The sequence below is a fragment of the Chryseobacterium sp. ON_d1 genome, assembly GCF_006829085.1.
In the GTDB taxonomy this organism is placed as follows: Bacteria; Bacteroidota; Bacteroidia; order Flavobacteriales; family Weeksellaceae; genus Chryseobacterium.
On record NZ_BJTC01000001.1, the window covers coordinates 436,365 to 460,276 of the forward strand.

23 protein-coding genes are annotated in these 23,912 nt (G+C 36.4%); 11 read left to right on the forward strand and 12 right to left on the reverse strand.

Annotated elements, in window-relative coordinates:
- Positions 1-62: 62 nt before the first annotated feature.
- A complete protein-coding gene (locus CRS_RS01870) occupies positions 63-491 on the forward strand; it encodes a DoxX family protein (RefSeq protein ID WP_142722385.1) in 429 nt (142 codons plus the stop codon).
- Positions 492-681: 190 nt separating this feature from the next.
- The gene (locus CRS_RS01875) at positions 682-3,084 is read left to right on the forward strand and encodes a prolyl oligopeptidase family serine peptidase (protein ID WP_142722386.1); all 2,403 of its coding nucleotides are present in this window, start codon (positions 682-684) and stop codon (positions 3,082-3,084) included.
- 137 nt (positions 3,085-3,221) lie between these two features.
- On the opposite strand, the gene CRS_RS01880 is transcribed toward CRS_RS01875, so the two are convergent.
- Positions 3,222-3,917, reverse strand: a complete 696-nt coding sequence (locus tag CRS_RS01880; protein ID WP_142722387.1) for an HAD family hydrolase — start codon at positions 3,915-3,917, stop codon at positions 3,222-3,224.
- 77 nt (positions 3,918-3,994) lie between these two features.
- On the opposite strand from CRS_RS01880, the gene CRS_RS01885 reads away from it, so the two are divergent.
- Together CRS_RS01885 and CRS_RS01890 are read left to right on the forward strand one after the other, a co-directional pair.
- Entirely contained in the window at positions 3,995-4,558 is a 564-nt protein-coding gene (locus CRS_RS01885) for a Crp/Fnr family transcriptional regulator (protein WP_142722388.1), read from the forward strand.
- A gap of 254 nt (positions 4,559-4,812) precedes the next feature.
- Positions 4,813-5,316: a GNAT family N-acetyltransferase gene (locus CRS_RS01890; protein ID WP_142722389.1), complete on the forward strand. Its 504-nt coding sequence runs from the start codon at positions 4,813-4,815 to the stop codon at positions 5,314-5,316.
- A 125-nt stretch (positions 5,317-5,441) separates the two neighbouring features.
- Here the strand turns inward: CRS_RS01890 and CRS_RS01895 are convergent, their stop codons facing one another.
- The 9 genes from CRS_RS01895 to CRS_RS01935 all read right to left on the reverse strand — a co-directional run bounded on the left by CRS_RS01895 (position 5,442) and on the right by CRS_RS01935 (position 15,307).
- Positions 5,442-6,803 (reverse strand): MATE family efflux transporter, encoded by a 1,362-nt coding sequence (locus tag CRS_RS01895; RefSeq protein WP_142722390.1) that lies wholly within the window; start codon positions 6,801-6,803, stop codon positions 5,442-5,444.
- Between the two features lie 100 nt (positions 6,804-6,903).
- Complete coding sequence (locus tag CRS_RS01900) at positions 6,904-8,088, reverse strand: sigma-54 dependent transcriptional regulator (protein ID WP_002979922.1); 1,185 nt, start codon at positions 8,086-8,088, stop codon at positions 6,904-6,906.
- 56 nt (positions 8,089-8,144) lie between these two features.
- A complete protein-coding gene (locus CRS_RS01905; protein WP_142722391.1) occupies positions 8,145-8,804 on the reverse strand; it encodes a YggS family pyridoxal phosphate-dependent enzyme in 660 nt (219 codons plus the stop codon).
- Positions 8,805-8,870: 66 nt separating this feature from the next.
- Positions 8,871-9,737: a polysaccharide deacetylase family protein gene (locus tag CRS_RS01910; protein ID WP_142722392.1), complete on the reverse strand. Its 867-nt coding sequence runs from the start codon at positions 9,735-9,737 to the stop codon at positions 8,871-8,873.
- 296 nt (positions 9,738-10,033) lie between these two features.
- Positions 10,034-10,762, reverse strand: a complete 729-nt coding sequence (locus tag CRS_RS01915) for a DUF72 domain-containing protein (protein ID WP_142722393.1) — start codon at positions 10,760-10,762, stop codon at positions 10,034-10,036.
- Positions 10,763-10,766: 4 nt separating this feature from the next.
- A complete protein-coding gene (locus CRS_RS01920) occupies positions 10,767-13,622 on the reverse strand; it encodes a heavy metal translocating P-type ATPase (protein WP_142722394.1) in 2,856 nt (951 codons plus the stop codon).
- Positions 13,623-13,843: 221 nt separating this feature from the next.
- Positions 13,844-14,404 (reverse strand): AraC family transcriptional regulator, encoded by a 561-nt coding sequence (locus tag CRS_RS01925; protein WP_142722395.1) that lies wholly within the window; start codon positions 14,402-14,404, stop codon positions 13,844-13,846.
- Positions 14,401-14,796 (reverse strand): acyl-CoA thioesterase, encoded by a 396-nt coding sequence (locus CRS_RS01930; protein ID WP_142722396.1) that lies wholly within the window; start codon positions 14,794-14,796, stop codon positions 14,401-14,403. Before CRS_RS01930 ends, CRS_RS01925 begins: the two co-directional genes overlap by 4 nt.
- 97 nt (positions 14,797-14,893) lie before the next feature.
- Positions 14,894-15,307, reverse strand: coding sequence for a DUF6157 family protein (locus tag CRS_RS01935; RefSeq protein WP_142722397.1), 414 nt, complete (start codon positions 15,305-15,307; stop codon positions 14,894-14,896).
- 361 nt (positions 15,308-15,668) lie between these two features.
- Here CRS_RS01935 and CRS_RS01940 point away from each other — a divergent pair, with 361 nt between their 5' ends.
- The gene (locus CRS_RS01940; protein ID WP_142722398.1) at positions 15,669-16,022 is read left to right on the forward strand and encodes an RNA-binding protein; all 354 of its coding nucleotides are present in this window, start codon (positions 15,669-15,671) and stop codon (positions 16,020-16,022) included.
- Between the two features lie 408 nt (positions 16,023-16,430).
- Here CRS_RS01940 and CRS_RS01945 read toward each other — a convergent pair whose 3' ends face one another.
- Positions 16,431-16,916, reverse strand: coding sequence for a BlaI/MecI/CopY family transcriptional regulator (locus tag CRS_RS01945; protein ID WP_142722399.1), 486 nt, complete (start codon positions 16,914-16,916; stop codon positions 16,431-16,433).
- An 8-nt stretch (positions 16,917-16,924) separates the two neighbouring features.
- Complete coding sequence (locus CRS_RS01950) at positions 16,925-17,527, reverse strand: phosphatase PAP2 family protein (protein WP_142722400.1); 603 nt, start codon at positions 17,525-17,527, stop codon at positions 16,925-16,927.
- A gap of 529 nt (positions 17,528-18,056) precedes the next feature.
- Here CRS_RS01950 and pdhA point away from each other — a divergent pair.
- The 6 genes from pdhA (at position 18,057) to CRS_RS01980 (ending at position 23,876) form a co-directional block, all read left to right on the forward strand.
- Complete coding sequence (gene pdhA / locus CRS_RS01955; protein WP_142722401.1) at positions 18,057-19,058, forward strand: pyruvate dehydrogenase (acetyl-transferring) E1 component subunit alpha; 1,002 nt, start codon at positions 18,057-18,059, stop codon at positions 19,056-19,058.
- 84 nt (positions 19,059-19,142) lie between these two features.
- The gene (locus CRS_RS01960) at positions 19,143-20,735 is read left to right on the forward strand and encodes a 2-oxo acid dehydrogenase subunit E2 (protein ID WP_142722402.1); all 1,593 of its coding nucleotides are present in this window, start codon (positions 19,143-19,145) and stop codon (positions 20,733-20,735) included.
- A gap of 269 nt (positions 20,736-21,004) precedes the next feature.
- Positions 21,005-21,673: an ABC transporter ATP-binding protein gene (locus CRS_RS01965; RefSeq protein WP_142722403.1), complete on the forward strand. Its 669-nt coding sequence runs from the start codon at positions 21,005-21,007 to the stop codon at positions 21,671-21,673.
- A 114-nt stretch (positions 21,674-21,787) separates the two neighbouring features.
- On the forward strand, positions 21,788-22,267 hold the full coding sequence (locus CRS_RS01970) for a murein L,D-transpeptidase catalytic domain family protein (RefSeq protein WP_262711767.1): 480 nt from the start codon (positions 21,788-21,790) through the stop codon (positions 22,265-22,267).
- A gap of 20 nt (positions 22,268-22,287) precedes the next feature.
- Positions 22,288-22,965 carry a DNA repair protein RadC gene (gene radC, locus CRS_RS01975; protein WP_142722405.1) on the forward strand — a complete coding sequence of 226 codons (678 nt, stop codon included), beginning with the start codon at positions 22,288-22,290 and terminating at the stop codon, positions 22,963-22,965.
- Positions 22,962-23,876, forward strand: coding sequence for a GNAT family N-acetyltransferase (locus CRS_RS01980; protein WP_142722406.1), 915 nt, complete (start codon positions 22,962-22,964; stop codon positions 23,874-23,876). Before radC ends, CRS_RS01980 begins: the two co-directional genes overlap by 4 nt.
- Positions 23,877-23,912 lie beyond the last annotated feature (36 nt).

Consider the following 23,912-nt stretch of genomic DNA (forward strand, 5'->3'; position numbering starts at 1 on the left):
AAACAGCTGTACTCCCGTTGTATTAAAAGATTTTTATTACCTTAGACTAAATTTTTTAGTAGATGAACTATAATAATTCAAATTGGAGCTCAATACCTAAAGATATTATTTTATTAGCAGTGAGGGTATTTGTGGGTTTTGCAATGCTTTCTCATGGTTTTCCAAAACTTCAGATGCTATTGGCAGGAGGTAAAATTGAATTTTTTGATTTTATGGGACTGGGACCACAGATATCACTTATTCTTACGGTTTTTGCTGAATTTGTATGTTCAATACTACTTATACTGGGGCTTTTTACAAGAGTTTCTCTGGGATTTTTAATCTTTACAATGATTATTGCCGGATTTGTAGTGCATGGTGCAGATCCTTTTGAAAAAAGAGAAATGAGCCTTATCTATCTTTCCGTTTATCTTTTATTGATGGTGATCGGGGCTGGGAAAATTTCAGTTGACCATATGATTGAAAGAAGGAAGAGAGCTTCAGACTGGTAATCTTAGAATAGTAACAATAAATAATAAAGGCACTTCAGAAATGAAGTGCCTTTTCTGTTCTTAGGGTGTGCAAGATGGTAAACACTCCCAGATAGAGAATGATAAAAACAAATATGACACTAAAAAGAGTCTTATTTATTTGGTTTTATCAATCTGTTAAAATTCACTACATTCGTAGAAAATGAATTATATGAAGATAAAACTGACTATTTGCCTTTTGGCATTTCTCAATTTTTATGATGCACAGGAGAATATTACTTACCAAAAGCCATCTGCTGAAATCCTGAAACTGGCAGATTATCAAAGGCCACCAAGTGTTCTGATGAATAACAAAAAAGACTGGGTAGTTTTCACTTATCGCCCTACTTATAAGACGTTACAGGACCTTAGCCAGCAGGAAATGAAATTGGGTGGATTAAGGATCAATCCGGTTACCAATATCGGAAGTACAGTTACTTACTTTAATGATCTTAAGATCAGAAAAATTAATGATAAGAATGAAGTTCAGGTAAAGAATCTTCCTGCAGAAGCTAAAATTACATATATTTCATTTTCACCAGACGAAAAGAAACTGGCTTTTACCAATACTACAAATAAAGGGGTAGAGCTTTGGATCATAGATCTGGAAACTGCAGAAGCAAAAAAAATTACTGAAGATAATCTGAATGCCAACCTGGAGAGCCCTTATATCTGGAATAATGATTCTCAAAGTCTGCTGATCAAGAAGCTTCCTCAAAACAGACCTGCTCTGATTGATGCAGAAAAAGATCTTCCAACAGGACCTATTGTTTCTACTGCTGACGGAAAAGTATCACAAAACAGAACCTATCAGGATCTTTTGAAGAATCCTCAGGATGAAAAAAACTTTGAAGTTCTTACCGCTTCTGAAATTTATAGCGTAGATCTTAATGGAAGTCTTAAGAAATTAAAAGACCAGGATATGTATTATGGATTGAGCTTTTCCCCTGACGGCAGCTACCTGATGGCATCCGTAATCAAAAAACCATTCTCATATATCGTTCCTTTGAACAGGTTTCCATCAACCACTACAGTGTATGATATAAAAGGAAATACTGTAAAAGTGGTGAATGAAGTGCCTTTGAATGAAATCATGCCCAAAGGATTTTCATCCGTAAGAACAGGTAAAAGAAATATGGTATGGAGACGTGATGCACCGGCAACTCTTGTTTTTGCAGAGGCACTTGATGGTGGAGATCAATATAAAGTAGCTGAATACAGAGATGAAATTTTCACGTGGGAAGCTCCGTTTACTACAGCACCAAAATCTTTCTTCAAGACAAAACAACGATTTGATGGAGTAGACTGGACCAATGATCACTATGCCATCGTTTCTGAAGAATGGTATGATACAAGGAATACAAAATCTTTTCTGATTGACCTCAACAACGGCGAATCAAAAGTTATTGATGACAGAAACTCTCAGGATGTATACAGTGATCCTGGTAACTTCAATACAGTGAAAAATCAGTATGGAAGAACGGTTATTGACATGAAAGGAGGAAAAGCCTATCTGATCGGTGCCGGATTTACCAAAGAAGGGCAGCATCCTTTCATTGATGAAATGGATGTTAAATCATTGAAAAAGAAGAGACTTTATACTTCCAATCTTAAAAATGCCAAAGAAGGAATCATAGATATCCTGAATCCATCAAAAGGAGAAATTTTAACAACTCAGCAGTCTCCAAGCCAATACCCGAACTATTTTAAAAAGAATATCAGATCCAATAAAACAGAAGCGGTAACCCATTTTGCCAATCCTTTTGAAAGCATCAAAGATGTTTATAAAGAAGTGATTACCTACAAAAGAAATGATGGTGTAACCTTAACAGGAACTTTGTATCTCCCTGCAAATTATGACAGGAAAGCTAAAAAAGAAAAACTTCCTTTATTGATCTGGGCATACCCTAGAGAATATAAAGACAAAGATACTGCAGGACAAAGCACTCAAAATGATAATGATTTTACTTTTCCTACATATGGTTCTTTTGTATACTGGACTGCCAAGGGATATGCTGTTTTGGATAATGCGGCTTTCCCAATTGTTGGAGAAGGAAAAACAGAACCGAATGATACTTTTATTCCTCAGCTGGTAGCCAATGCAGAGGCGGCTATTGATGCTGTAGACCATTTAGGATATATCGACAGAAAGAAAGTGGCTATTGGAGGGCATTCTTACGGAGCTTTCATGACAGCAAATCTTCTGACTCATTCCAACCTTTTCGCTTGTGGAATTGCAAGAAGTGGAGCGTACAACAGAACATTGACACCATTCGGATTCCAAAGTGAGCAGAGAAACTATTGGGATGTTCCTGAGGTTTACAACACGATGTCTCCGTTCATGCATGCTGATAAAATGAAAACCCCGCTTCTTCTGATCCATGGAGACGCGGATAACAATCCGGGAACCTTCACTTTACAGACTGAAAGATACTTCCAGGCACTGAAAAATCTGGGTGCTCCTGTAAAAATGGTCCTTCTTCCCAAAGAAGCCCACGGATACCAGGCCAAAGAAAATATCTTACACCTTTTATGGGAACAGGATCAGTTCCTTGAAAAGTGTCTGAAGAAATAAATTACAAAAGAGACTGTCCATAACGAACAGTCTCTTTTTTTGATTGAAAAATATAATAAGGAAGTTAGAGGCACACAACTTAAAAATTAAGCAAAGTTTAGCTTAATAATCTTATCTTCTTATGGCACTTTAACAGCTTAATATGAAAGATATTTCAGAATTTCATCAATACTCTTAAGCTCCATAAAATTCGGATGTTCAAGGTTAACGTCATGCTGCTCATGCGTCCAGGTGACATGATAAGGAATGTGAGCCGCAGAACCCCCGATTTCCAATACCGGTAAAACATCTGATTTTATGGAATTACCAAGCATTATGAAATTTTCAGGCGGGCAGTCCAGATGTTTAAGGAGCTTTTTGTAATCATTTTCCTTTTTATCACTCATGATCTCTATGTGATGGAAATATTCCTGTAATCCTGATTTTTTCAGTTTACGTTCCTGATCCAGAAGATCTCCTTTTGTTGCCACAACAAGCCTGTACTTTCCCTTTAAATTTTCAAGAGTCTCTGTAACTCCATTCAGTAACTCAATAGGTTTCTGCAGCTGGTCCTGGCCTAACTGTATGGCTTTATTCACCAGTTCCAGGGAGGCGGTATTATTGGAAATTCTGCTGATAGTTTCGATCATACACAGCATAAATCCCTTTACTCCATATCCGTACAAATGAAGATTCTGCATTTCTGTTTTAAACAGTTCCTGGGAGACTGAATGCTGCGGTAGGTAGTCCTCAAGCAGCATACAGAATTCATTTTCAGCCTCCTGAAAATAAGGCTCGTTGATCCAAAGAGTATCATCCGCATCAAAAGCAATTGTAGTAATATGATTATTCATTTTTGTTTTGTAATTTTCTGAGCTCAAAATTCAGTATTAAAACTTAATAAGCAAAGGACATTTGTCCCGGGATCCATATGTTACGAACCAATCAGGAATTTTTAAGCTATTTCGAAGAGCTTTACAGTCAACAGGAGAGTGAGAAAGATATCCTGTTGAAATCTTATCCCAAAGGAGAAAAAATTCTTGTACAGGGACGGTTTCTTTTAAAACCTATGATTATTAAAGAAGGAATTACCAAATGTTATTTTACTGAAGAAAATGGAAAAGAATATATTGTAGAGTTTTCGGGAAGCGGTGAAATTGTTGGAGAAATAGAGATGATCAAAAATACACCTTGCTTATGCAGTATAGAAACATTAACTGAAGTTTCCGTTTATGAGATTGCTGTTCCATATTTCAGGTTTTTGCTTAAAAATGATATTATTTTAAATAACTTATTGCTTGATACCTTTGCCGAACGGATTATCAATACTTCCAGCAGAGCTTCTTACCAACAGCTTTATACAACAGAACATACTTTAACACAATTACTGAAAATGCAGGCTAAAGAAGGAATTCAGATTTCAAAAGAAGATATGGCCGCTTACCTGGGAATAACAGTAAGAAGCCTGAATAGAATCTTAAAAGACTTAAAATAGTTTTTAAGTTTAAGAGTAAAAAATGAAATTTTCAGCAATTATTATTAGCAATTAAAAAGCGACATGTAATTTTATCACAGATAAAATCCTCGCGCCTTTGTGTATTGACAAAAAATATTTTTATAAATGTTATAAATAGTATTTTATTGGGGGTGATCTCTTAAGAATGTTGAAATTGGGTAATTGATTGTGAATTTATAGGGTATTTTTCGAAATTTAGTATTTTTGTATAAAATTAAGCCGAATATTCGTCCATGGAAAAATTGAAGTTCAGGAATGCTGAATTAACAGATTTAAATAAAATCGTAGCCATTTATAATTCAACAATTGCCTCAAGAATGGTAACTGCAGACATGGAAGAAGTTTCTGTGGAAAGCAAAATAAAATGGTTTGAAGAACACAACTCTCAGACCCGACCGCTTTGGGTGGTTGAAGATAAACAGGAGCAAATCATCGGATGGGTAAGCTTCAGTTCATTTCATGAAAGAGCGGCATATAATGGCACAGTAGAGGTGAGTATTTATCTGGATGAAATCTGTAGAGGAAGAGGATACGGTAAAACAATTCTGCAGTACTGCATTGACAATGCAGGGAAATTTGGAGTGAAAAATCTCGTTGCCCTTATTTTCCTTCATAACGAGCCAAGTCTGAAACTGTTCAGGCACTTCGGATTTGAGGACTGGGGAAGCCTTCCTAACGTAGCAGTTTTGGACGGAATAGAAAGAAGTCTGAAGATTTTAGGAAAGAGAATCGATTAAATGGTAAAAGAGGCAAAAAGTAAATTTTAAAAAGCCTATATCAACCTCTTATTAGTTTTTATCTGTAATTAAAAATTGGAAAGAATAAAAAATAGCCGTTTCAAAACTGAAACAGCTATTTTATTTTATGAATTCTGCTTAATTCTTTTTGCAGACATATTCAAAAATCGTTTTACAAGAAAAACTGCGGATACCGTCAATCCTAATCCAAGTGCGACCCACATACCCAATGCTCCCATTTCCAGAGTAACACAGAAGAAATATCCTAAAGGAATGGTAATTACCCAATAGGCAATAAAAGTATAGATAGACGGAATTTTCACATCCTGCAATCCTCTAAGCATTCCCAAAGCCGTCACCTGAATTCCATCTGAAAGCTGGAATAGGGCAGCGATGATCATGAGCTTGGATGCTAATGCAATAACTTCTACTTCTTCTTTTTTTGTGAAGAAAGTCGGAAGGATATTTCTGCCTAAAATAAATACCAATCCACAGATACACATGAAAATAAATGCAATTTTCAGATTGTTGATTCCTACTTTTCTCAACTCAACAAAATTCTGTTCTCCCAGTTTTCTGCCGATCATGACTGTGGAGGCAACACTGAACCCAACACATAGATTGAAAGTAAATGAAGCCATACTTAAAGCAATCTGGTGGGAAGCAATATCATGAGCAGAAATCAGCCCGCAGATGAATGCAGCCCCGGCAAAAGCAGTTACTTCAAAAAACATCTGTAAAGCGGTAGGCAATCCAAGTCTTACCATTTTATCAAACATCTGCTTTGAAAAATCCTGAACTTTTAAAGAGAAATCTTTGATATAACGTCTTGTTCTTTTTTCTTTAAGCAATACAAAATAAAGGAAAACAACCATGAAAATTCTGGAAATCAGAGTTGCCAGGGCCGATCCTTTTACCCCCATCGGAGGTATTCCCCAGAGTCCTTTGATAAAAACATAATTCAGTGCAATATTGATGATATTGGCAATAATGGTAGCTTTTGTAACTCCGATCGTGTATGATAATCCTTCAGAAACTTCACGAAGCGTCTGAAATGCCATGAACGGAATCATACTGATTACCATGATACTTAAGAAGCTTACCGTATCGGGAATGATCTTGGCAGGCTGCCCTGAGTGATAGAGGAGCGGCATTCCCATCAGTAAAATAACCATGAGAATGATCCCAACAGACATATTGATAATAAAACCATGACTGAATACAGAATTGATCGTAGCGTGATCTTCTTTCGAGTGTGCTTCCGAAACCAATGGCGGTATAGCAAATGAAAACCCAAGGGCCAATACAAAGATGGAGAAAAATACCGCATTCCCCAATGAAACGGATGCCAGAGCATCAGCTCCCAATAATTTTCCGACAATAATATTATCGAATAAGTTTACTGAAACCTGCCCCACCTGGGTAAGCATCACAGGCAGAGCCAAAGTCAGGCATTCTTTCGTATAGTTTTTGTTTAAAAAGTTCATAATATTTTAAGATTCATATAGTTTATAATTAAAATAGGGGCAAAAAAAAATTTGCAGTGTTTATACTGCAAATTTTTATAATATTGTAATAATAGCTTTATTATTTCCTTACAAAACTTGCAACGTCACTTTCAGAAACAGTATTTCCACCAAGAATAATCAATCTTTCCACAACATTTCTTAATTCCCTGATATTTCCAGTCCATGAAAGAGCTTTTAAAGCATCAATCGCTTTATCATCAAATTTTTTCGCAGCAGTACCATGCTCATCAGCAATCATACCTGCAAAATGCTCAACTAATAATTTGATGTCTTCTTTTCTTTCATCCAATGGCGGAACATAGATTTCAATAACAGAAAGTCTGTGGTAAAGGTCTTCTCTGAATTTCCCTTCCTCTATTTCTTTCTGCATATTCTTATTTGTTGCCGCAATTACTCTCACGTCAACTTTAATTTCTTTATCACTTCCAACAGGAGAAACTTTGCTTTCCTGAAGAGCTCTCAATACCTTAGCCTGAGCAATAAGGCTCATATCTCCAATCTCATCAAGGAAGATCGTACCGCCGTTTGCCTGTTCAAATTTTCCCTGTTTATCTTTAATGGCACCTGTAAAAGACCCTTTTACGTGTCCGAAAAGTTCAGATTCAATCAGCTCAGACGGGATAGCAGCACAGTTGACCTCTACCATTGGGCCTCTTGCACGCTCACTTTGATTGTGAATAGCGTGGGCTACCAATTCTTTTCCTGCACCATTAGGTCCTGTGATCAAAACTCGGGCGTCAGAAGCAGCTACTTTTTCGATCATATCCTGGATCTTTTGAAGAGCAGGAGAAGTACCGATCATCTGATATTTTTTGCTTACTTTTTTCTTTAGAGTTTTATTCTCGGTCTGAAGATTCTTATTTTCTTTTTTCAGGGTTTCCTTTACCAATGCATTTTTTACACTTGTAATAAGTCTGTTGATATCAATGGGTTTGGAGATAAAATCGTATGCACCCTCCTTCAGACAGGAAACAGCAGAATCGATATCTGCATGGCCTGAGATCATGATAAAAGTAGTTTCTGGCTTTAATGCGAGACTTTGCTTCAAAAGTTCGGTTCCTGAAAGTTTAGGCATCTTGATATCAGAAATCACCAGTGCGAAATCTTCTTTTTCTACCTGTTTGTACCCTTCAAGGCCGTCTTCGGCGATAACAAATTCATAATCGGTTAGTTCATCCGAAAGAATACTGTGAAGTACTCCCGAGATTGCTTTTTCGTCTTCTACTATAAGGATTTTTTGCATAGTTGCAAATTTAAATTTTTTGTTTCAATTATTAGCAAAAACTGTACCTAAATATTCTATTTTGAATAGTCTCTCCTTCCGAAAATAGCAGATCCAACCCTTACAGAATTAGCCCCACACTCAATGGCTACCGGAAAATCATCACTCATTCCCATAGATAAAGTATTCAATGCTCTTACTGTACTTAGTTCATCAAAAAGGCCTTTCAGAACTAAAAACTCATTTCTTACCTGCTGTTCATCATCCGTGAATGTGGCCATTCCCATTAAGCCGGTGATTTCAACATTAGGAAAATGTCCGTCAATATATTTTCTGAAGAGATCTTTCGCTTCAGAAATGTCAAGCCCGAATTTACTTTCTTCTGCCGCAATTTTCACCTGTAAAAGAACTTTGATAATTCTGCTATGCTTTCCTGCTTCTTTGTTGATTTCTGCTAATAATTTTTCAGAATCCACACTTTGTATGGTATCAATAAAAGGAGCAATATACTTGACTTTATTTGTTTGCAAATGACCGATCAGATGCCATTGGATATCCTGAGGAAGAAGGGGGAATTTCTCCATCAGTTCCTGAACTTTATTTTCTCCAAAGACTCTCTGTCCCAGATCATAAACCTCCTGGACAGCTGAAGCGGGATGGGTTTTAGAAACAGCAACCAGCTGCACAGTGGATGGCAGCTGGTTCTTTATAGTGTTATAGTTCTCTTTAATACTCATAAATACAAATGTCCGAAAATTCCCTGAATGTTCAAAGCTCAAAGATCATCAGATCTTCTGTGCATATTAATTCAAAACCTCATTGATTTTAGGGTACTGTGAAATTTTTCTGAAAACAAACCTGTTGCTTTTCTGCAGTTTTTCAATGAAAAGATCCAGTTCATTGATAGAATCTGCATCTCTCAGATACTGATCATGGGTAAGAAATACAAGGTGTCGTGAAGTCTTTTCAAGATCGTTTAAGAAGATACTGTCTACCTTTTTGATCATGGCTTCATGACTTCCCTTTAAAGTCATCTTTTGGGAAGGTCTCCATTCCAGGTCCCAGCCAATTACTTTATATCCTGCTTTTTTGAGGCCGTCTGCAGCTGCAGTAGAACTTTTGATATCCGTTACATTAATATTGTTCAGCCTCCATATATTTCTCCCTGGAGTTCTTGCTATTTTATCATAAAGCTTCAGGCTGTCTCTGGCAATGTCAAAATCATGAACGACGGCATCAGCATTTTTATAAAAATCGGTGTACTTATTGTGGGCATGGGTAAAACTGTGATTAGCCAGTTCTATCAGTGGATTCTGCTTAAGCAGCAGCAGATCATCTTTCTGTTTTTTGCTTCCATATGCATGTTTCCCCACGAGAAAGGCAGTTGCGCAAACATTTCTTTTATCCAGGATTTTTAAAAGATTTTCGGTTCCCTGATTGGGACCGTCATCGAAGGTAAGGTAGATTATTCTTTTATCAGGGTCTACGCTTTCTTCGTCCATTTTGGGGACTATTTCTGCGGCAGGATGTTCCTGTGATCTGACGACGGGGTCATGATTCACTTCATTCTTGAAATTACAGCTGTTCAATAAAACTGAAGTTGCACTCACCAATGCAAACATCCCGAGGAAAGTCTTATTTCTTGACTTTCCCGCAAAAATTTTTCTCATAAAAATAATGGAATTTAAATTGTTAAAAATCGTTAAAAATAACAACAGAAAGTTAACAAATTATATGCCATGCAGTACAGAAATTTTTCTTTTTAAGTTTATTTTAAGAACTTTATTTTAAAGGAGATTTCCATTGTCATTATGAATTATTATGTATGGTTTTCTTTTATTTAAAATTTAACATTTATAAATACAAAAGCAATAGTTGTTTTCTATCTTTATTGAGTTTTTAACATTCTTCATTGGATGGAGAAATATTTTTATTTTAACAAAATCAACGACATCCAGTATATTTGTTATTCTAAAATTGTCTTCAGAAGCAATGAATTTTTAATGGCTGCCGTTCCCCAGGTATTATTGAAAAAAATAAAAGAAGTTAGCCCGGTATCTTTAATCTTTTCAGCAAGCCCATTTAAAAAGCTTTCACTGTATTCTGATTTATAAAGAACAGGTTTCCCATGAAGTCTGTAATACAATATTCCCGGATGGTTGATGATCAGATCTTCCGGAAGGTCGCCCGGAAAACTTACACCGGAAAAAATAATACGATGTTTTTGTAAAAGATCATATATTTCTTTTTCCCACCATGAGTTGTGCCGGAATTCTATGACGTTCAGAAAACGGTGATCAATATTGTTGAAGATACGTTCCGTGTTTTCAGGAGTCCTTTTGAAGGAAGGAGGGAGTTGGTATAGAAATCCTGAAAGCTTATCCTTCAGACTGCTTTGAATATGACTGCAGAAGAGTTCAATTTCTTCCTTTGAATTTTCAAGCCGGTTCTGATGGGTAATGGATTTAGGAATTTTAATAAAAAATCTAAATGCATCCGGTGTTTCATCATACCACTTCAACAGTGTTTTTGAGGTCGGTTTTCTGTAAAAAGTAGAATTGATTTCTACAGTGTTGAATGTCTTTGAGTATAAGGAAAGAAAATCTTTACTTTGGGCATTTTCAGGATATAAAGACCCTTTCCAGTCATTATTATAAAATCCCGAACAGCCTATGTAAAGATTTTCTTTTGTCATAATATTATTGTATGTCCAGATCTACGGAGTTTAATCTCAATGAATTAAGGATCACTGAAAGTGAGCTGAAACTCATTGCCGCTGCTGCAATCATTGGTGATAACAGAATTCCAAAGAATGGATACAATAATCCTGCCGCAACCGGAACTCCCAAAACATTGTAGATGAATGCGAAGAACAGATTTTCTTTTATGTTTTTAAGAAGCTTTTCACTGAGTAGTTTTGCTTTGGCTACTCCTAAGATATCTCCTTTTAATAAAGTGATCTCGGCACTTTCAATGGCTACATCCGTTCCTGTTCCCATAGCAATTCCCACATCAGACTGGGCAAGGGCAGGAGAGTCATTGATCCCGTCTCCGGTCATAGCCACTATTTTACCTTGCTGCTGCAGCTTTTTAACTTCATTGAGTTTATCTTCAGGAAGGCAGTTCGCTTTGAAGTGTCTGATTCCCAGTTCATCGGCCACGGCTTTGGCCGTATGTTCGTTGTCTCCGGTCATCATGATTACATCGATGCCTTCGCTCATTAATTGTTTAACAGCTTTTTTAGAACTTTCCTTGATTTTATCTGTAAAACTTATAAAGCCAAGTACCTGCTGATCTTGTGCTACATAAGAAATTGTATGCGCTTTGGACTGTACTTCTACAGCTTTTTGTTTTAAAGTCTCCGGAATCTGGATCTGATGTGAGGTCAGCAGGCTTTCATTTCCTAAATATGCTGTTTTGTCATTGATGTTTCCTTTCACTCCTTTTCCTGAAATGTTTTCGAACCGGTCTACTTTTTCAGCAGTTATATTTTTTTCTTTTGCTCTTTTTATAACCGCATTGGATAATGGGTGTTCAGAATTTTGATTCAGTGAAAAAGCAAGTTTTAAAATCTGATTCTGTTCACCGGCTGCTGTTTCTATATATTCTACCGACGGTTTTCCTTCCGTTAAAGTTCCTGTCTTGTCAGTGATCAGAACATTGACTTTATTCATCTGCTCAAGAGCTTCAGCGTTTTTGATCAGGATTCCGTTTTTGGCCCCTTTTCCAATTCCTACCATTAACGACATTGGCGTTGCCAACCCAAGTGCACAAGGACAGGCTACAATGAGTACTGCTACAGCATTGACGAAAGCAAATAAGCTTCTTTTCCCTTCAGGACCGAAAAACTGCCACAGAATAAAGGTAAGCACAGCAATAAGGATCACCACTGGAACAAACACTTTTGAGACCTTGTCCGTCAGTTTTTGAATAGGGGCTTTGCTTCGGCTGGCTTCATTGACCATTTTAATGATCTGTGAGAGCAAGGTTTCGTCGCCTACTTTTTCTGCTTTCATGATGAAAACCCGGTTTCCGTTTATTGTTCCAGAAGATACTTTATCATCAGTGTTTTTTTCAACAGGAACAGGTTCTCCCGTAATCATGCTTTCATCTACGATAGAATTGCCTTCTGTGATTTTTCCGTCTACGGGAATCTTTTCACCAGGCTTTACTTTTAATAAGTCTCCTATTTTTACCTGCGAAAGCAACACTCTTTTTTCTTCGCCATTGATCATAAGATTGGCTTCATCTGGTGAAAGATTTATTAATTCTTTGATGGCATTTCCTGTCTTCTTATGAGCTGCCGCTTCCATTAACTGGCCTAAAATAACAAGGGTTAAAATCACGCAGACCGCTTCAAAGTACAACGGGATTTCATGATTATGCCCACGGATTTCATGAGGAATAATGTCCGGAAAAATTAAAGCAACAATACTGAAAATAAATGCTGCAGCCACTCCCAGCGCAATAAGACTGAACATATTGAGATTCCATGTCTTAAAGGAAATCCAGCCTCTTTTCAATAAGAACCACCCGGAATAAAACATCACCGGAAGAGTGAAGGCAAGCTCGATAAATCCCTGAACCTGATGGGAAAAAGGAAAATTGATAACCATCCCACCCATCGAAAGAATGAAAACGGGAATGGTAAATGCTAATGAAATAATGAATTTTCTCTTTAATATATGGTATGTTTCATCCTCTTCATCATCACCGCTGTCAGGCATTCTTACGAGGTCCATTCCACAGATAGGGCAGTCTCCCGGTTCGTCACGAATAATTTCCGGGTGCATTGGACAGGTATATTTTGCGGTTTTCTTTTCTGGGTATTTAACAAGATCCATTCCGCAGACCGGGCATCCCACATTGGAATCATAAGTTTTATCCCCTTCACAATACATCGGACAGTAATATCTGCCTGCCATTTCATCGGTTACTTTTGGAGCTTTATGGTGGGTATGATGATGGTCGTGATGCTTGTGAACGTGTGAATGAGAATGTAAGCCTCCTTTCTGAATAAGTTCTTCAGTGATAGGTTCCAAATGCATATGACAAACCGGACAGTCTCCTTTTTCATTGTACACCTTATCTCCTTCACAAAACATCGGACAATAATATTTTCCAAGATTGTCTTTAAAGTTTTCCGGAAGGTTGTCTGCAGAATAAGTAGGTTTGTGATGGGGATCTTTGGCCAGTTTTTCTTCAATAGGTACAAGATACATATTACATACAGGGCATCTCTCTCCCTGTTTGAAATACACTTTATCTCCTTCGCATTCCATCGGGCAATAGTATACTGAAGACGGCGATACACGATCCTGAGGCTTTAAAAAGGCTTTTTCGGGATTGTGGGGATCTTCAAGCCTGTATTTTCCTATTTCTGCCAGGGCATCATTTAAAACGGAAAGCTGGACTCTATGATCAGAAATGATTGTTGCGGTATTGGTTTCCAGATTTATCTCTGCTGTAACACCATCAATACTGTTCAGTTGATTTGAGATCTTTTTCTGGCAGCCGGAACAGGTCATTCCGAGTATTTTATACTGTTGTTCCATGATTCTTAAATTTATACTACAAATTTCCAAAATGGATATCTAAGGCTGTTATAAATTTAAGGATAATAGTTATAAAATTAGGTTAGAGGGTAGGAGAGTTTGAGGGTGGGAGAGTATAAGAGTAAGAGGGGTTAAGAGTTGTAGAGCTTTAGAATTTGAGCGTTTGTAAGTGAAATAGGAATATTTAGCTCCTTTGACCCTAAACACTCAAACTCTAAAACTTACAGATTATCAAGCGCTTTGCGGTGGTGTTCTTTAAGTTTTTTGAACTCTGTGGGTGTGAATCCGGTTACATTGCGGAATTGGGTAGAAAGATGCTGAACACTTTTATACCCCAGCTTACCTGCAATTTCGGTAAGATTGAATTCGTTATATAAAAGAAGTTCTTTTACCTTTTCAATTTTCTGAAGGATAAAGAACTGTTCTAATGTAATATTCTCGTTTTGCGAAAATGTTTTTGAAAGCGAACTGTAATCTTTGTGAAGCTTTGAGCTTAAAAATTCTGAAAGCAGAAAGTCCTCCGCAATATCCAGTTCACTGATCTTTACAATAATCAGATTTTTGATCTTTTCCACAACCTGGCGGGCAGAATCCATGATTCTTTCAAAGCCTGTATTGAGGAGTTCTTTCTCTATGACCTGCATTTTTTCCGGAGAAATGTCAGTTTCGGTTTCTACTTCTCCCAATAAGATATTGGTAATGTTTACATCCGCATTACGGAAAATGTTTTCCACTGCCGCAATGCATCTGTTGCAGACCATATTTTTTATGAAAATCTTCATAGGCTGCTGTTTAACCTGTCTTTTACAAATTCGATTTTAGTTTTGCCATGAGGGACAGGATTACCTTCTGTATCAAGATTTACCATGACAATTTTATCTACGGTAATAATGGTCTGGTGGGTCATTTTGTTTCGGACATCACATCTTAACGTAATAGAGGAAGATCCGAAATGTGTAGCCTCAATTCCTATTTCTATAATGTCTCCCTGTTTGGCAGAACTTACAAAGTTGATTTCAGAGATAAATTTAGTAACCACTTTTGTGTTTTCCAATTGGATAATGGCATAAAGAGCAGCTTCTTCATCAATCCATTGAAGGAGTCTTCCTCCGAAAAGTGAGTGGTTTGGATTTAAGTCTTCGGGCTTTACCCATTTTCTGGTATGGTAGTTCATGTCTTTTAATAATTTGAAGTACAAATTTAGTGTTAAAAGCTGATCTTTTCAAAACAATAGTATTTATTGATCTGAAAAGTATTATTCATTTTCTCAATTATTTTCTTTTGGAGCGCATAGCTTTGGTTTTTGCTGTAGAGACATCATTCAGCAATGACTGATATTCTTTACTTTCCACTGGGATCAGTGCCACTTTTTCTTCTGAATTATGATGAATTCCAAATCCGTATTTTTTTGCTAAAGGAGAGCAGCGAAGGCAAGGCTGGCCTTTGGAAAAGAAATTTTCTCTTTCCTGCTGTTTTTCATTTTCTGAAATATCATGTTTAATGGCATAGCAGTCAAAAATAATATCATCTGAAGTATATTGGTAAGGATTCTTTGCAAGTTTCTCATATTGAAGGTTGGCAAGTGTTTTTTCTTTTTTTTCAGGGGGGATCTGTGACTGAGAAACTGGGCAGTCTTCAGCAATTTCAATAAGCGTGTTGATGTAATTGGTGGTATACTTTTTCATTGAATGTGAGGGTTAAAATTTTATAGAAACTAGATGGAGGAAGGGAGTAAAAACCATATGATTCTCTGCTTTTATTAAGATTATAGAAAAGTGTTCAGTATTTTACTTTATGTATTAAATAATTTTAATGATAAAAAGAGATTTTATGTAACTTATTGTTAATCAGTTTGTTTGTGTTTATTGGTGTTTCTTTTTAATATTTGGATTCAACATAATGTGAGAAATATGTAAAAAAAGCTTTGATTTGAAATTTTTAATTGTATCTTGCATACGTTTATATTTGGAATCAATATTTGTTCATTAATTTATGTTGTTTTTCTTTTATATACCAAATTTTTATTAATTTTTTAATTTATTTAAAATGAACATTTTTGTTTCAAACATCAATTACGCAACTAAAGAGTATGAGTTGCACGATCTATTCGCAGAATTTGGAGACGTATCATCAGCTAAAATCGTTACAGACAGAGAAACTGGTCGTTCCAGAGGTTTCGGTTTCGTAGAGATGGGTGATGAAGAAGGAAAGCAAGCTATTGAATCTCTTAACCAAAAAGAATTCAACGGAAAAACGTTAAACGTATCTGAAGCTAAACCAAGAGAAGAAAAACCAAGAAGAAGCTTTGATAACAACAGAAGCGGAGGAGGTTATGGTAATAACAACAATAGAGGCGGAGGCTATGGTAATAACCGTGGCGGAGGCGGAAATCGTTGGTAAAAATATGAAGCGGCTTTTGAGCCGCTTTTTTTGTAATTATATAAGACTGCTTTTAGAGCAGTCTTTGTTTTTATTTTTTTGAAACAGCTTAAGAATCTCAGGTTCAAAATTCACTTTTCCAACCTATTTAAAGTTTAATGTTAATGAGGGGTTATCTGTTAGCTGATCGATCAGTTCAAATTCATCTTCATTAATTTCCTGAGCCTCTCTGTTGTTAACGATGGAAGGTATTATTAACTGTCAGGTTAAGGGAGAGAAGAGAGTTGTGGCAATAATGATATGGTATCTGCAGAAGCTAATAAAGCCATCAACAGAATCTCATAGGATATTGGAAAATGACTTCATTGGCCCGGCTTACAGTTTCCTGGAATTTTGTTTTCATGATTTGGTGTTTTTGGGGGATTGGGATTAATCTTTTTTCTTCTTTTTCTTTTTCTCCTTGTCTTTTTCTTTTCCTTTCGTTTTTTTCTCTTTTTTCGGACTTAAAATTTCTTCGGCAAACTCGAATGTCGGTTCTTCAGTTTTGGATGGTTTGATTTCGATTTTAAGATCAAAATAACCTTTCATATCTTCCTGAGAGATTAATTTTTCGCTTAATAGAAGCTCCAGAATCTCCTTTCCGGAATGATTGAAGAAATTATGCGAAAGTTCTTTTAAGAGAAATTTTTTATATTCCTCCAACGGCACAAGTACTGAGTACTTAAAGATTCGTCCTTCTTTTACAGTTGACAGATAGCCTTTTTCAACCAATATTTTCAAATAAGTGGAAACCGTGTTCTGATGTGGCTTCGGCTCCGGATGCTGCTCCATAACGTCCTTCAGATAGAAAGATTCCATTTTCCAAAACAGCTTCATAAAGTTTTCCTCTGCGGCAGTAAGATGATTAATTTTCATAGAGTATTCTAATGTTGAAATTGAATATTGCAATAAAGATAGATAAAAGATACCATAAATGCTATTGCAGCACCCATAAATACTTCTTTTACCGTATGTCTTTTCAAAATGATACGGGTAATTCCCACCAAAATTGCTATTCCCAGCCATATCAGACCCATTTTCCAGTCGAGAGAGAAAAATAAGGCTGCTACAAATACATTAAATGCTGTATGCATTGAACTTTTTATAAATAGGTTGCTGATCTGAAGCGCAAACAGAAGGATTAAAATAAACAGCATAACCCAATCAATATATCCATTTCTGATATAATTAAAAATAAGGTAAGAAATGACAGCCCCGGCAATAAATATATACAGCGTTTTTCTCTGAATCCGGTTGGAAACATCCATGTTTGTATATCTTCCCGTTTTCACATTCCATACCAGCCATATGATAACCGGGATAACAATCATTAATAATACAGGAAGAAAATACAGCATAGATTCTTTAAGGGAATATTCCCGTATGCTCATATATATAAAAAACAGGATCAGAGAGATCAGGGGATTAAAAAAATCAGAAATGATTTTTGAAAACGTGTGTAATAATGAAGATTTCTTTTCTTCCATAATCTGGTTTAAAAACCAAATATAACACTATAACCTCAAAAACCAAATAAAAGCAATGATAGAGAACGATTGAATACTGTTAAAATGTTTTGATTACCAGGAGTTTTTGATAAAGTGAAATATTTTTCAGCCTTTGAAATTCTAGCATTAGAATATTAATAAATGTAAGGCTTAAATCTGAATTTATTAAAAAATGAAGCTGCTGAAATACCCAAAACGTATGTTAACAATAATTAAAAATAAAAGATACCGAAGGATTAAGTATCAAGAATTTTTACTGTTTCAGTATCCTGTATTATTTTGTAAAATTCACATAAACAGGGTTTTTCTAAATGTGTTGAAACAGAAAAACAGCATGTTGAAAATCGTTTTTTGAATGCGTAGAGGTCTCGAAAATTAAGAATAATCCACTCAGCCCGCAAATAGAATTTGCAGAAAAAACGAAAAGTTATCTATGTATAGAATAAAAACAAAGTTTTTTTCATAATTTTGCTCAACTATTTCATCATAAAAAAGCAAGAGCTAACACATGAAAGAATTTTCTAAAGAGGTATACCTGAAGTGGTATGAAGATATGACAATGTGGAGAAGGTTTGAAGACAAATGCCGTTCTCTTTACCTAAAACAAAAGATCAGAGGTTTTTTACATTTGTATAACGGTCAGGAAGCAATCCCTGCCGGGTTTACCCATGCAATGGATCTTACAAAGGACAGTATGATTACTGCTTACAGGTGCCACATCCATCCAATGGCGATGGGGGTAGATCCTAAAAGAATCATGGCAGAACTTTGTGGTAAAGCTACGGGAACATCCGGAGGAATGGGTGGATCTATGCACATTTTCAGTAAAGAACACCGTTTTTACGGAGGACACGGTATCGTTGGAGGACAGATTCCTTTAGGTGCAGGTATTGCTTTTGCAGATAAATATTTCGACAGAAAAGCAGTGAACATCTGTTTCTTTGGAGATGGTGCTGCAAGACAGGGGTCTTTACATGAGACATTCAATATGGCAATGAACTGGAAACTTCCTGTCGTATTTGTTGTGGAAAACAACCAGTATGCCATGGGAACTTCCGTAAAAAGAACGGCCAACCACGAAGATATCTATAAATTAGGATTAGGATACGAAATGCCTTGTCTTGCTGTAGATGCAATGGATCCTGAAAAAGTAGCAGAAGCTGCTTATGAAGCTATTGAAAGAGCGAGAAGAGGAGACGGGCCTACTTTCATTGAAGCAAGAACTTACCGTTACAGAGGACATTCTATGTCTGATGCTGAACCATACAGATCTAAAGAAGAGGTAGCTGTTCATAAAAATGATGATCCGATTGAGCTTGTAAAGCACAGAATCCTGGAAAACGGTTGGGCTACAGAAGCAGAATTGGAAACAATAGACAACCAATCAAGAGACTTCGTTGAAGAGTGTATTGAATTTATGGAAAACTCTCCGTATCCGGATGCAGAAAAAATCTATGAATATGTATATGCTCAGGAAGATTATCCATTCCTAGACAAATTAGAAAACTAAAAAATAAAAATTAATTTGAAATTTGAAGTTTGAAATTTCTGAAATCTCAAATCTCAAATCTCGGATCTCAAATCAATATAGATTATGGCAGAAGTAATTACGATGCCCCGCCTGTCCGATACAATGACGGAAGGTAAAGTGGCAAAATGGCATAAAAAAGTAGGAGATAAAGTAAAAGAAGGAGATATTTTAGCTGAAATTGAAACTGACAAAGCGGTTCAGGATTTTGAATCTGAAGTAGAAGGTACTCTTTTATACGTAGGTGTAGAAGAAGGTGGAGCTGCTGCTGTAGATTCTGTTTTAGCAATTATCGGTAATGAAGGAGAGGATATTTCAGGATTGACAGGCGGAGCTGCTGCTCCTGCTGCAGGTACTGAAGAAAAAAAATCAGAAGAACAGCCAAAAGCTGAAACAGCTGCACCTGCTGCTGCAGAAGTTCCGGCTGGGGTAGAAGTTATTACAATGCCAAGACTTTCTGATACAATGACAGAAGGTAAGGTAGCTAAATGGCATAAAAATGTAGGTGATACAGTAAAAGAAGGAGATCTTCTTGCTGAGATCGAGACTGATAAAGCAGTACAGGATTTCGAATCTGAATTCAATGGAGTACTGTTGAAGCAGGGAGTAGAAGAAGGTGGTGCAGCTCCTGTTGATTCAGTATTGGCAATTATAGGTCCTGCAGGAACAGATGTTTCCGCTGTAGGGGCTCCAAAAGCTGCTGCTTCAACTGAAAAACCAGCTGAACAAAAAACAGAAGCTAAAACTGAAGAAAAAGCAGCTCCGGCTATAAGTTCTTCATCTTCTGACAGAGTAGCCATCTCTCCACTGGCTAAGAAAATGGCTCAGGATAAAGGGGTTGACATCAACAGTGTTCAGGGATCTGGTGAAAACGGAAGAATTGTTAAAAAAGATATCGAAAATTATCAGCCGGCTGCAAAAGCACCTGCTTCAGCTCCTGCAGCAAGCGCTGCTCCTGTTGCAGTAAGTTTTGTACAGGGCGAAGATACAGAGACTCCAAACTCTCAGGTAAGAAACGTGATTGCAAAACGTCTTTCTGAAAGTAAATTCTCTGCTCCTCACTACTATCTGATGGTTGAGATCAATATGGATAAAGCGATTGAAGCAAGAAAAGAAATCAATTCTTTACCAGATACCAAGATCTCTTTCAATGATATGATCATTAAAGCCACTGCGATTGCTTTGAGAAAACACCCTCAGGTAAATTCAAGCTGGGCAGGGGATAAGATCATCCACAGAGGAAATATCAATATTGGTGTAGCGGTGGCTATTCCTGATGGATTGGTAGTTCCTGTATTGAAAAATACAGATCAGATGACGTATACCCAAATCTCTGCAGCGGTAAAAGATATGGCTTCAAGAGCTAAGAACAAAGGTCTTAAAGCTAACGAAATGGAAGGATCTACATTCTCTATTTCCAACTTAGGAATGTTTGGTATCGAAACATTTACAAGTATCATTAACCAACCAAACTCTGCCATCCTTTCAGTAGGAGCAATCATTGAGAAACCAATCGTTAAAGACGGTCAGATTGTAGTTGGAAACACGATGAAGCTTTCATTGGCTTGTGACCACAGAGTAGTGGATGGTGCTACAGGTGCGCAGTTCCTACAGACATTAAGAACCTATTTAGAAAGTCCATTAACCTTGTTACTGTAATTTTCTAAATTAAAAATAATAAAACCTCCTGAATGATTCGGGAGGTTTTCTTGTTATTGAATAACCTTAAAGTTTTAAAAAAGTATAAAAGGAAATAATCTTTATATATAATTTTCACCAGTGAAAAAAGAAGAAAATAATTAAAAAAATTAATAGAAAAGACTCATATAAATGGATTAAAAAAATCGGATATCTTTAAAAGCAAAATAAAATATAAACCGTTTCAAAAAGCGGTTTTTTATTTGCAGGCAATTCACTATTTTTGAATCATGATTAAAGCAAGAAATATCCATAAATCTTATGGGAATTTAGAGGTACTGAAAGGTGTTGATATTCAAATCAAAACAGGAGAGGTGGTTTCTATTGTAGGAGAGTCAGGAGCAGGTAAGTCTACATTGCTTCAGATTTTAGGAACGCTGGATCACCCGACTCAATCAAACAAATATGATACTGAAATTGAAATAGCAGGAGAGTCATTTATTAACATGAATGATAAGCAGCTGTCGAAATTCAGAAATCAGAATATCGGTTTCGTATTTCAGTTTCATCAGCTTCTTCCGGAGTTCACAGCACTGGAAAATGTACTGCTTCCGACAAAAATAGCCGGAGCCAATGAAAGAGAAGCTATTGAAAAAGCATATGCTTTATTCGAAGATTTAAAGATAGAGCAGAGGCTGAATCATAAACCTAATCAGCTTTCCGGTGGAGAAGCACAAAGGGTGGCTGTAGCAAGAGCTTTAATCAATTCACCAAAAATCATTTTTGCAGATGAACCTACAGGTAACCTGGATTCCAAGAATGCAGATGATCTTCACAGGTTATTTTTCGATCTTAGAGACAAATATAACCAGACTTTTGTGATTGTAACGCACAATCCGAATCTGGCAGAAATCACAGACCGTAAACTTGTCATGAAGGACGGTATGATTATAGAGTAACATTGATAGCACCGGATGATGAAACACTTTATTTTCTTTTTTTTAATTATAATTTCCTGCTCAAAAGCTGAATCTCAGCAATTGAAGCCCATAGGCGTGCCACAGTCAAAAATTTTGGAGGTCAAAAATTATATTAAAGGAAAGGATTTTAATCAGGAACTGGCTGTTTTTATCAATTTTAGAATTTCTTCCGGGAAATACAGGTACTTTGTTTATAATCTTAAAAAGAATACTATTGTACAGCAAGCTGTTGTTTCTCACGGTTCGGGTTCCGTTATTCCCCGGTCAGATGCTTTAAGATTCAGTAATACTGAAGGTTCTTACCAGTCTTCATTGGGGAAATATGTTATTGGAGAAAGTTATATAGGTAAATTTGGCAAGGCTTACCGTTTAAAAGGCTTGGATTCTACCAATAGCAATGCTATGCAGAGAGCAGTTGTTCTTCATTCTTACGGCTGTATTCCTGATGTGGAATCCGAGACTCCGGCATGTTTGAGCTTGGGATGTCCTATGCTTTCAGTAAACGCTTTTAAAGAAACATCCAGATATATTGATCAGTCAGTAAAACCCATGATCTTATATGCATTCTATTAATTTATAATATTTCTATTTCGATGGCCATAAAATTTCTTGCAGAAGATGACAGACCCAGAGAAAAGTTTTTGCAGAAAGGCAAAAGCTCACTTTCTGATTCTGAATTACTGGCTATCATAATGGGGAGCGGGAATAAGGATGAAAATGCCATAGAATTAGCCCGTAAAATTTTAAGTTCAGTCAACAATAACTGGCATCAGTTGAGCCTGCTTTCTGTTAAAGACCTGATGAAATTCAAAGGAATTGGAGTTACAAAAGCCATTTCAATTATTTCAGCTTTAGAGATCGGCAGAAGAAGAGCTATCCAGGAAATTCCCGAAAAAACAATTATCGGCAACAGTCATGACGCTTATATGGTTCTCAAAAACCAGCTTTCTGATTTGAGGACAGAAGAATTCTGGGCTGTTTTCCTGAACAGTAACAATAAAGTAATTCATATTTCACAATTGACCCAGGGAGGAATAAGCCAGTCTATTGTAGATGTAAGAATCTTATATAAAACAGCATTGGATCACTTCTCAACGGGTGTTATCATTGCCCACAATCATCCGTCCGGAAGTTTAAGACCAAGCCGGGAAGATATCAACATTACCCAAAAAATAAAAGAAGCAGGAAATACGTTAAGTATTCAGCTTTTAGACCATATTATCATTACACAGGATTCTTATTTTAGTTTCTCGGACGAAGGATTATTATGATTAGAAGATTGAAATACAATGAAATTGATTTTGTAAAATATGCTCAATGTTTAGAAAATTCTGAACAAAGAAAATATTCTGCTACTAAAGACTTTTTAGATACTGCTTCAACGATTCCGTGGGAAATTCTCGTCTATAAAGATTATGAAGCAGTAATGCCTGTACCTTTTGTAAGAAAATACGGCTTGAAAATCGTGCACAATCCTAAACTGTGCCAGCAGCTTGGTGTGTTTTCCCATAAGGATAATGTGGATCTTAATGAGGCTTTTTTAGAATTTCTGAAAAGAAATTACATGATCAGGGCCTACCCGTTCAATGATATAAACCAGCTTCGTACAAAGCTCAGAATCAAAAAAAATTTTTTGCTGTATCCTGATTCTTATGAGAAAGTTTACAACAGGTATTCTCCAAAGCGAAAACGGAAACTGAGGTTAGATGAATCTGTTTTAAAAGATTCGGAAATCAAAATCATTTCTTATGATCAGGCAAAGATCTTTATAGAAGCAAATACCCTGGGATTAAGCAAAGACAGTGATCTGCCTGACTTTATGAGGATTTTTGAAAGTTTTCACAGATCAGGATATCTTAAGTTTACTGCTTTTTACTATCAGCACAGGATAATCAATGTAATTGCTACTTATAGAGATGGTAATATGGTGGCGCTTCTTGGGAATTTTAATGATAAGGATTACGTTAAATTATCCGGAGCATCCGTCTTGATAGACCATGTCATCAAAGAAAATATCGAAACTCATATCTTTGATTTCGAAGGAGGTGAACTTCCCAATATTGAAGAGTTTTTCAGAGGATTCCGCCCAGAGTTAAAACCTTATGGCATCATTGAAAATTCAAAAAAGAACCTTTTTAAAAAGCTGGGCTGTCTTATCTTGGGTGGAAAGTCTTTTTTATGATGAAAAGCATTGTTTAGATTGGTTCTAATTAAGTAA

Excerpts from the sequence above, each read along its gene's own strand:
- CRS_RS01870 (WP_142722385.1), top strand. The coding sequence starts at position 63 with ATGAACTATAATAATTCAAATTGGAGCTCAATACCTAAAGATATTATT.
- CRS_RS01875 (WP_142722386.1), top strand. The coding sequence starts at position 682 with ATGAAGATAAAACTGACTATTTGCCTTTTGGCATTTCTCAATTTTTAT.
- CRS_RS01880 (WP_142722387.1), bottom strand. The coding sequence starts at position 3,917 with ATGAATAATCATATTACTACAATTGCTTTTGATGCGGATGATACTCTT.
- CRS_RS01885 (WP_142722388.1), top strand. The coding sequence starts at position 3,995 with ATGTTACGAACCAATCAGGAATTTTTAAGCTATTTCGAAGAGCTTTAC.
- CRS_RS01890 (WP_142722389.1), top strand. The coding sequence starts at position 4,813 with ATGGAAAAATTGAAGTTCAGGAATGCTGAATTAACAGATTTAAATAAA.
- CRS_RS01895 (WP_142722390.1), bottom strand. The coding sequence starts at position 6,803 with ATGAACTTTTTAAACAAAAACTATACGAAAGAATGCCTGACTTTGGCT.
- CRS_RS01900 (WP_002979922.1), bottom strand. The coding sequence starts at position 8,088 with ATGCAAAAAATCCTTATAGTAGAAGACGAAAAAGCAATCTCGGGAGTA.
- CRS_RS01905 (WP_142722391.1), bottom strand. The coding sequence starts at position 8,804 with ATGAGTATTAAAGAGAACTATAACACTATAAAGAACCAGCTGCCATCC.
- CRS_RS01910 (WP_142722392.1), bottom strand. The coding sequence starts at position 9,737 with ATGAGAAAAATTTTTGCGGGAAAGTCAAGAAATAAGACTTTCCTCGGG.
- CRS_RS01915 (WP_142722393.1), bottom strand. The coding sequence starts at position 10,762 with ATGACAAAAGAAAATCTTTACATAGGCTGTTCGGGATTTTATAATAAT.
- CRS_RS01920 (WP_142722394.1), bottom strand. The coding sequence starts at position 13,622 with ATGGAACAACAGTATAAAATACTCGGAATGACCTGTTCCGGCTGCCAG.
- CRS_RS01925 (WP_142722395.1), bottom strand. The coding sequence starts at position 14,404 with ATGAAGATTTTCATAAAAAATATGGTCTGCAACAGATGCATTGCGGCA.
- CRS_RS01930 (WP_142722396.1), bottom strand. The coding sequence starts at position 14,796 with ATGAACTACCATACCAGAAAATGGGTAAAGCCCGAAGACTTAAATCCA.
- CRS_RS01935 (WP_142722397.1), bottom strand. The coding sequence starts at position 15,307 with ATGAAAAAGTATACCACCAATTACATCAACACGCTTATTGAAATTGCT.
- CRS_RS01940 (WP_142722398.1), top strand. The coding sequence starts at position 15,669 with ATGAACATTTTTGTTTCAAACATCAATTACGCAACTAAAGAGTATGAG.
- CRS_RS01945 (WP_142722399.1), bottom strand. The coding sequence starts at position 16,916 with ATGAAAATTAATCATCTTACTGCCGCAGAGGAAAACTTTATGAAGCTG.
- CRS_RS01950 (WP_142722400.1), bottom strand. The coding sequence starts at position 17,527 with ATGGAAGAAAAGAAATCTTCATTATTACACACGTTTTCAAAAATCATT.
- pdhA (WP_142722401.1), top strand. The coding sequence starts at position 18,057 with ATGAAAGAATTTTCTAAAGAGGTATACCTGAAGTGGTATGAAGATATG.
- CRS_RS01960 (WP_142722402.1), top strand. The coding sequence starts at position 19,143 with ATGGCAGAAGTAATTACGATGCCCCGCCTGTCCGATACAATGACGGAA.
- CRS_RS01965 (WP_142722403.1), top strand. The coding sequence starts at position 21,005 with ATGATTAAAGCAAGAAATATCCATAAATCTTATGGGAATTTAGAGGTA.
- radC (WP_142722405.1), top strand. The coding sequence starts at position 22,288 with ATGGCCATAAAATTTCTTGCAGAAGATGACAGACCCAGAGAAAAGTTT.
- CRS_RS01980 (WP_142722406.1), top strand. The coding sequence starts at position 22,962 with ATGATTAGAAGATTGAAATACAATGAAATTGATTTTGTAAAATATGCT.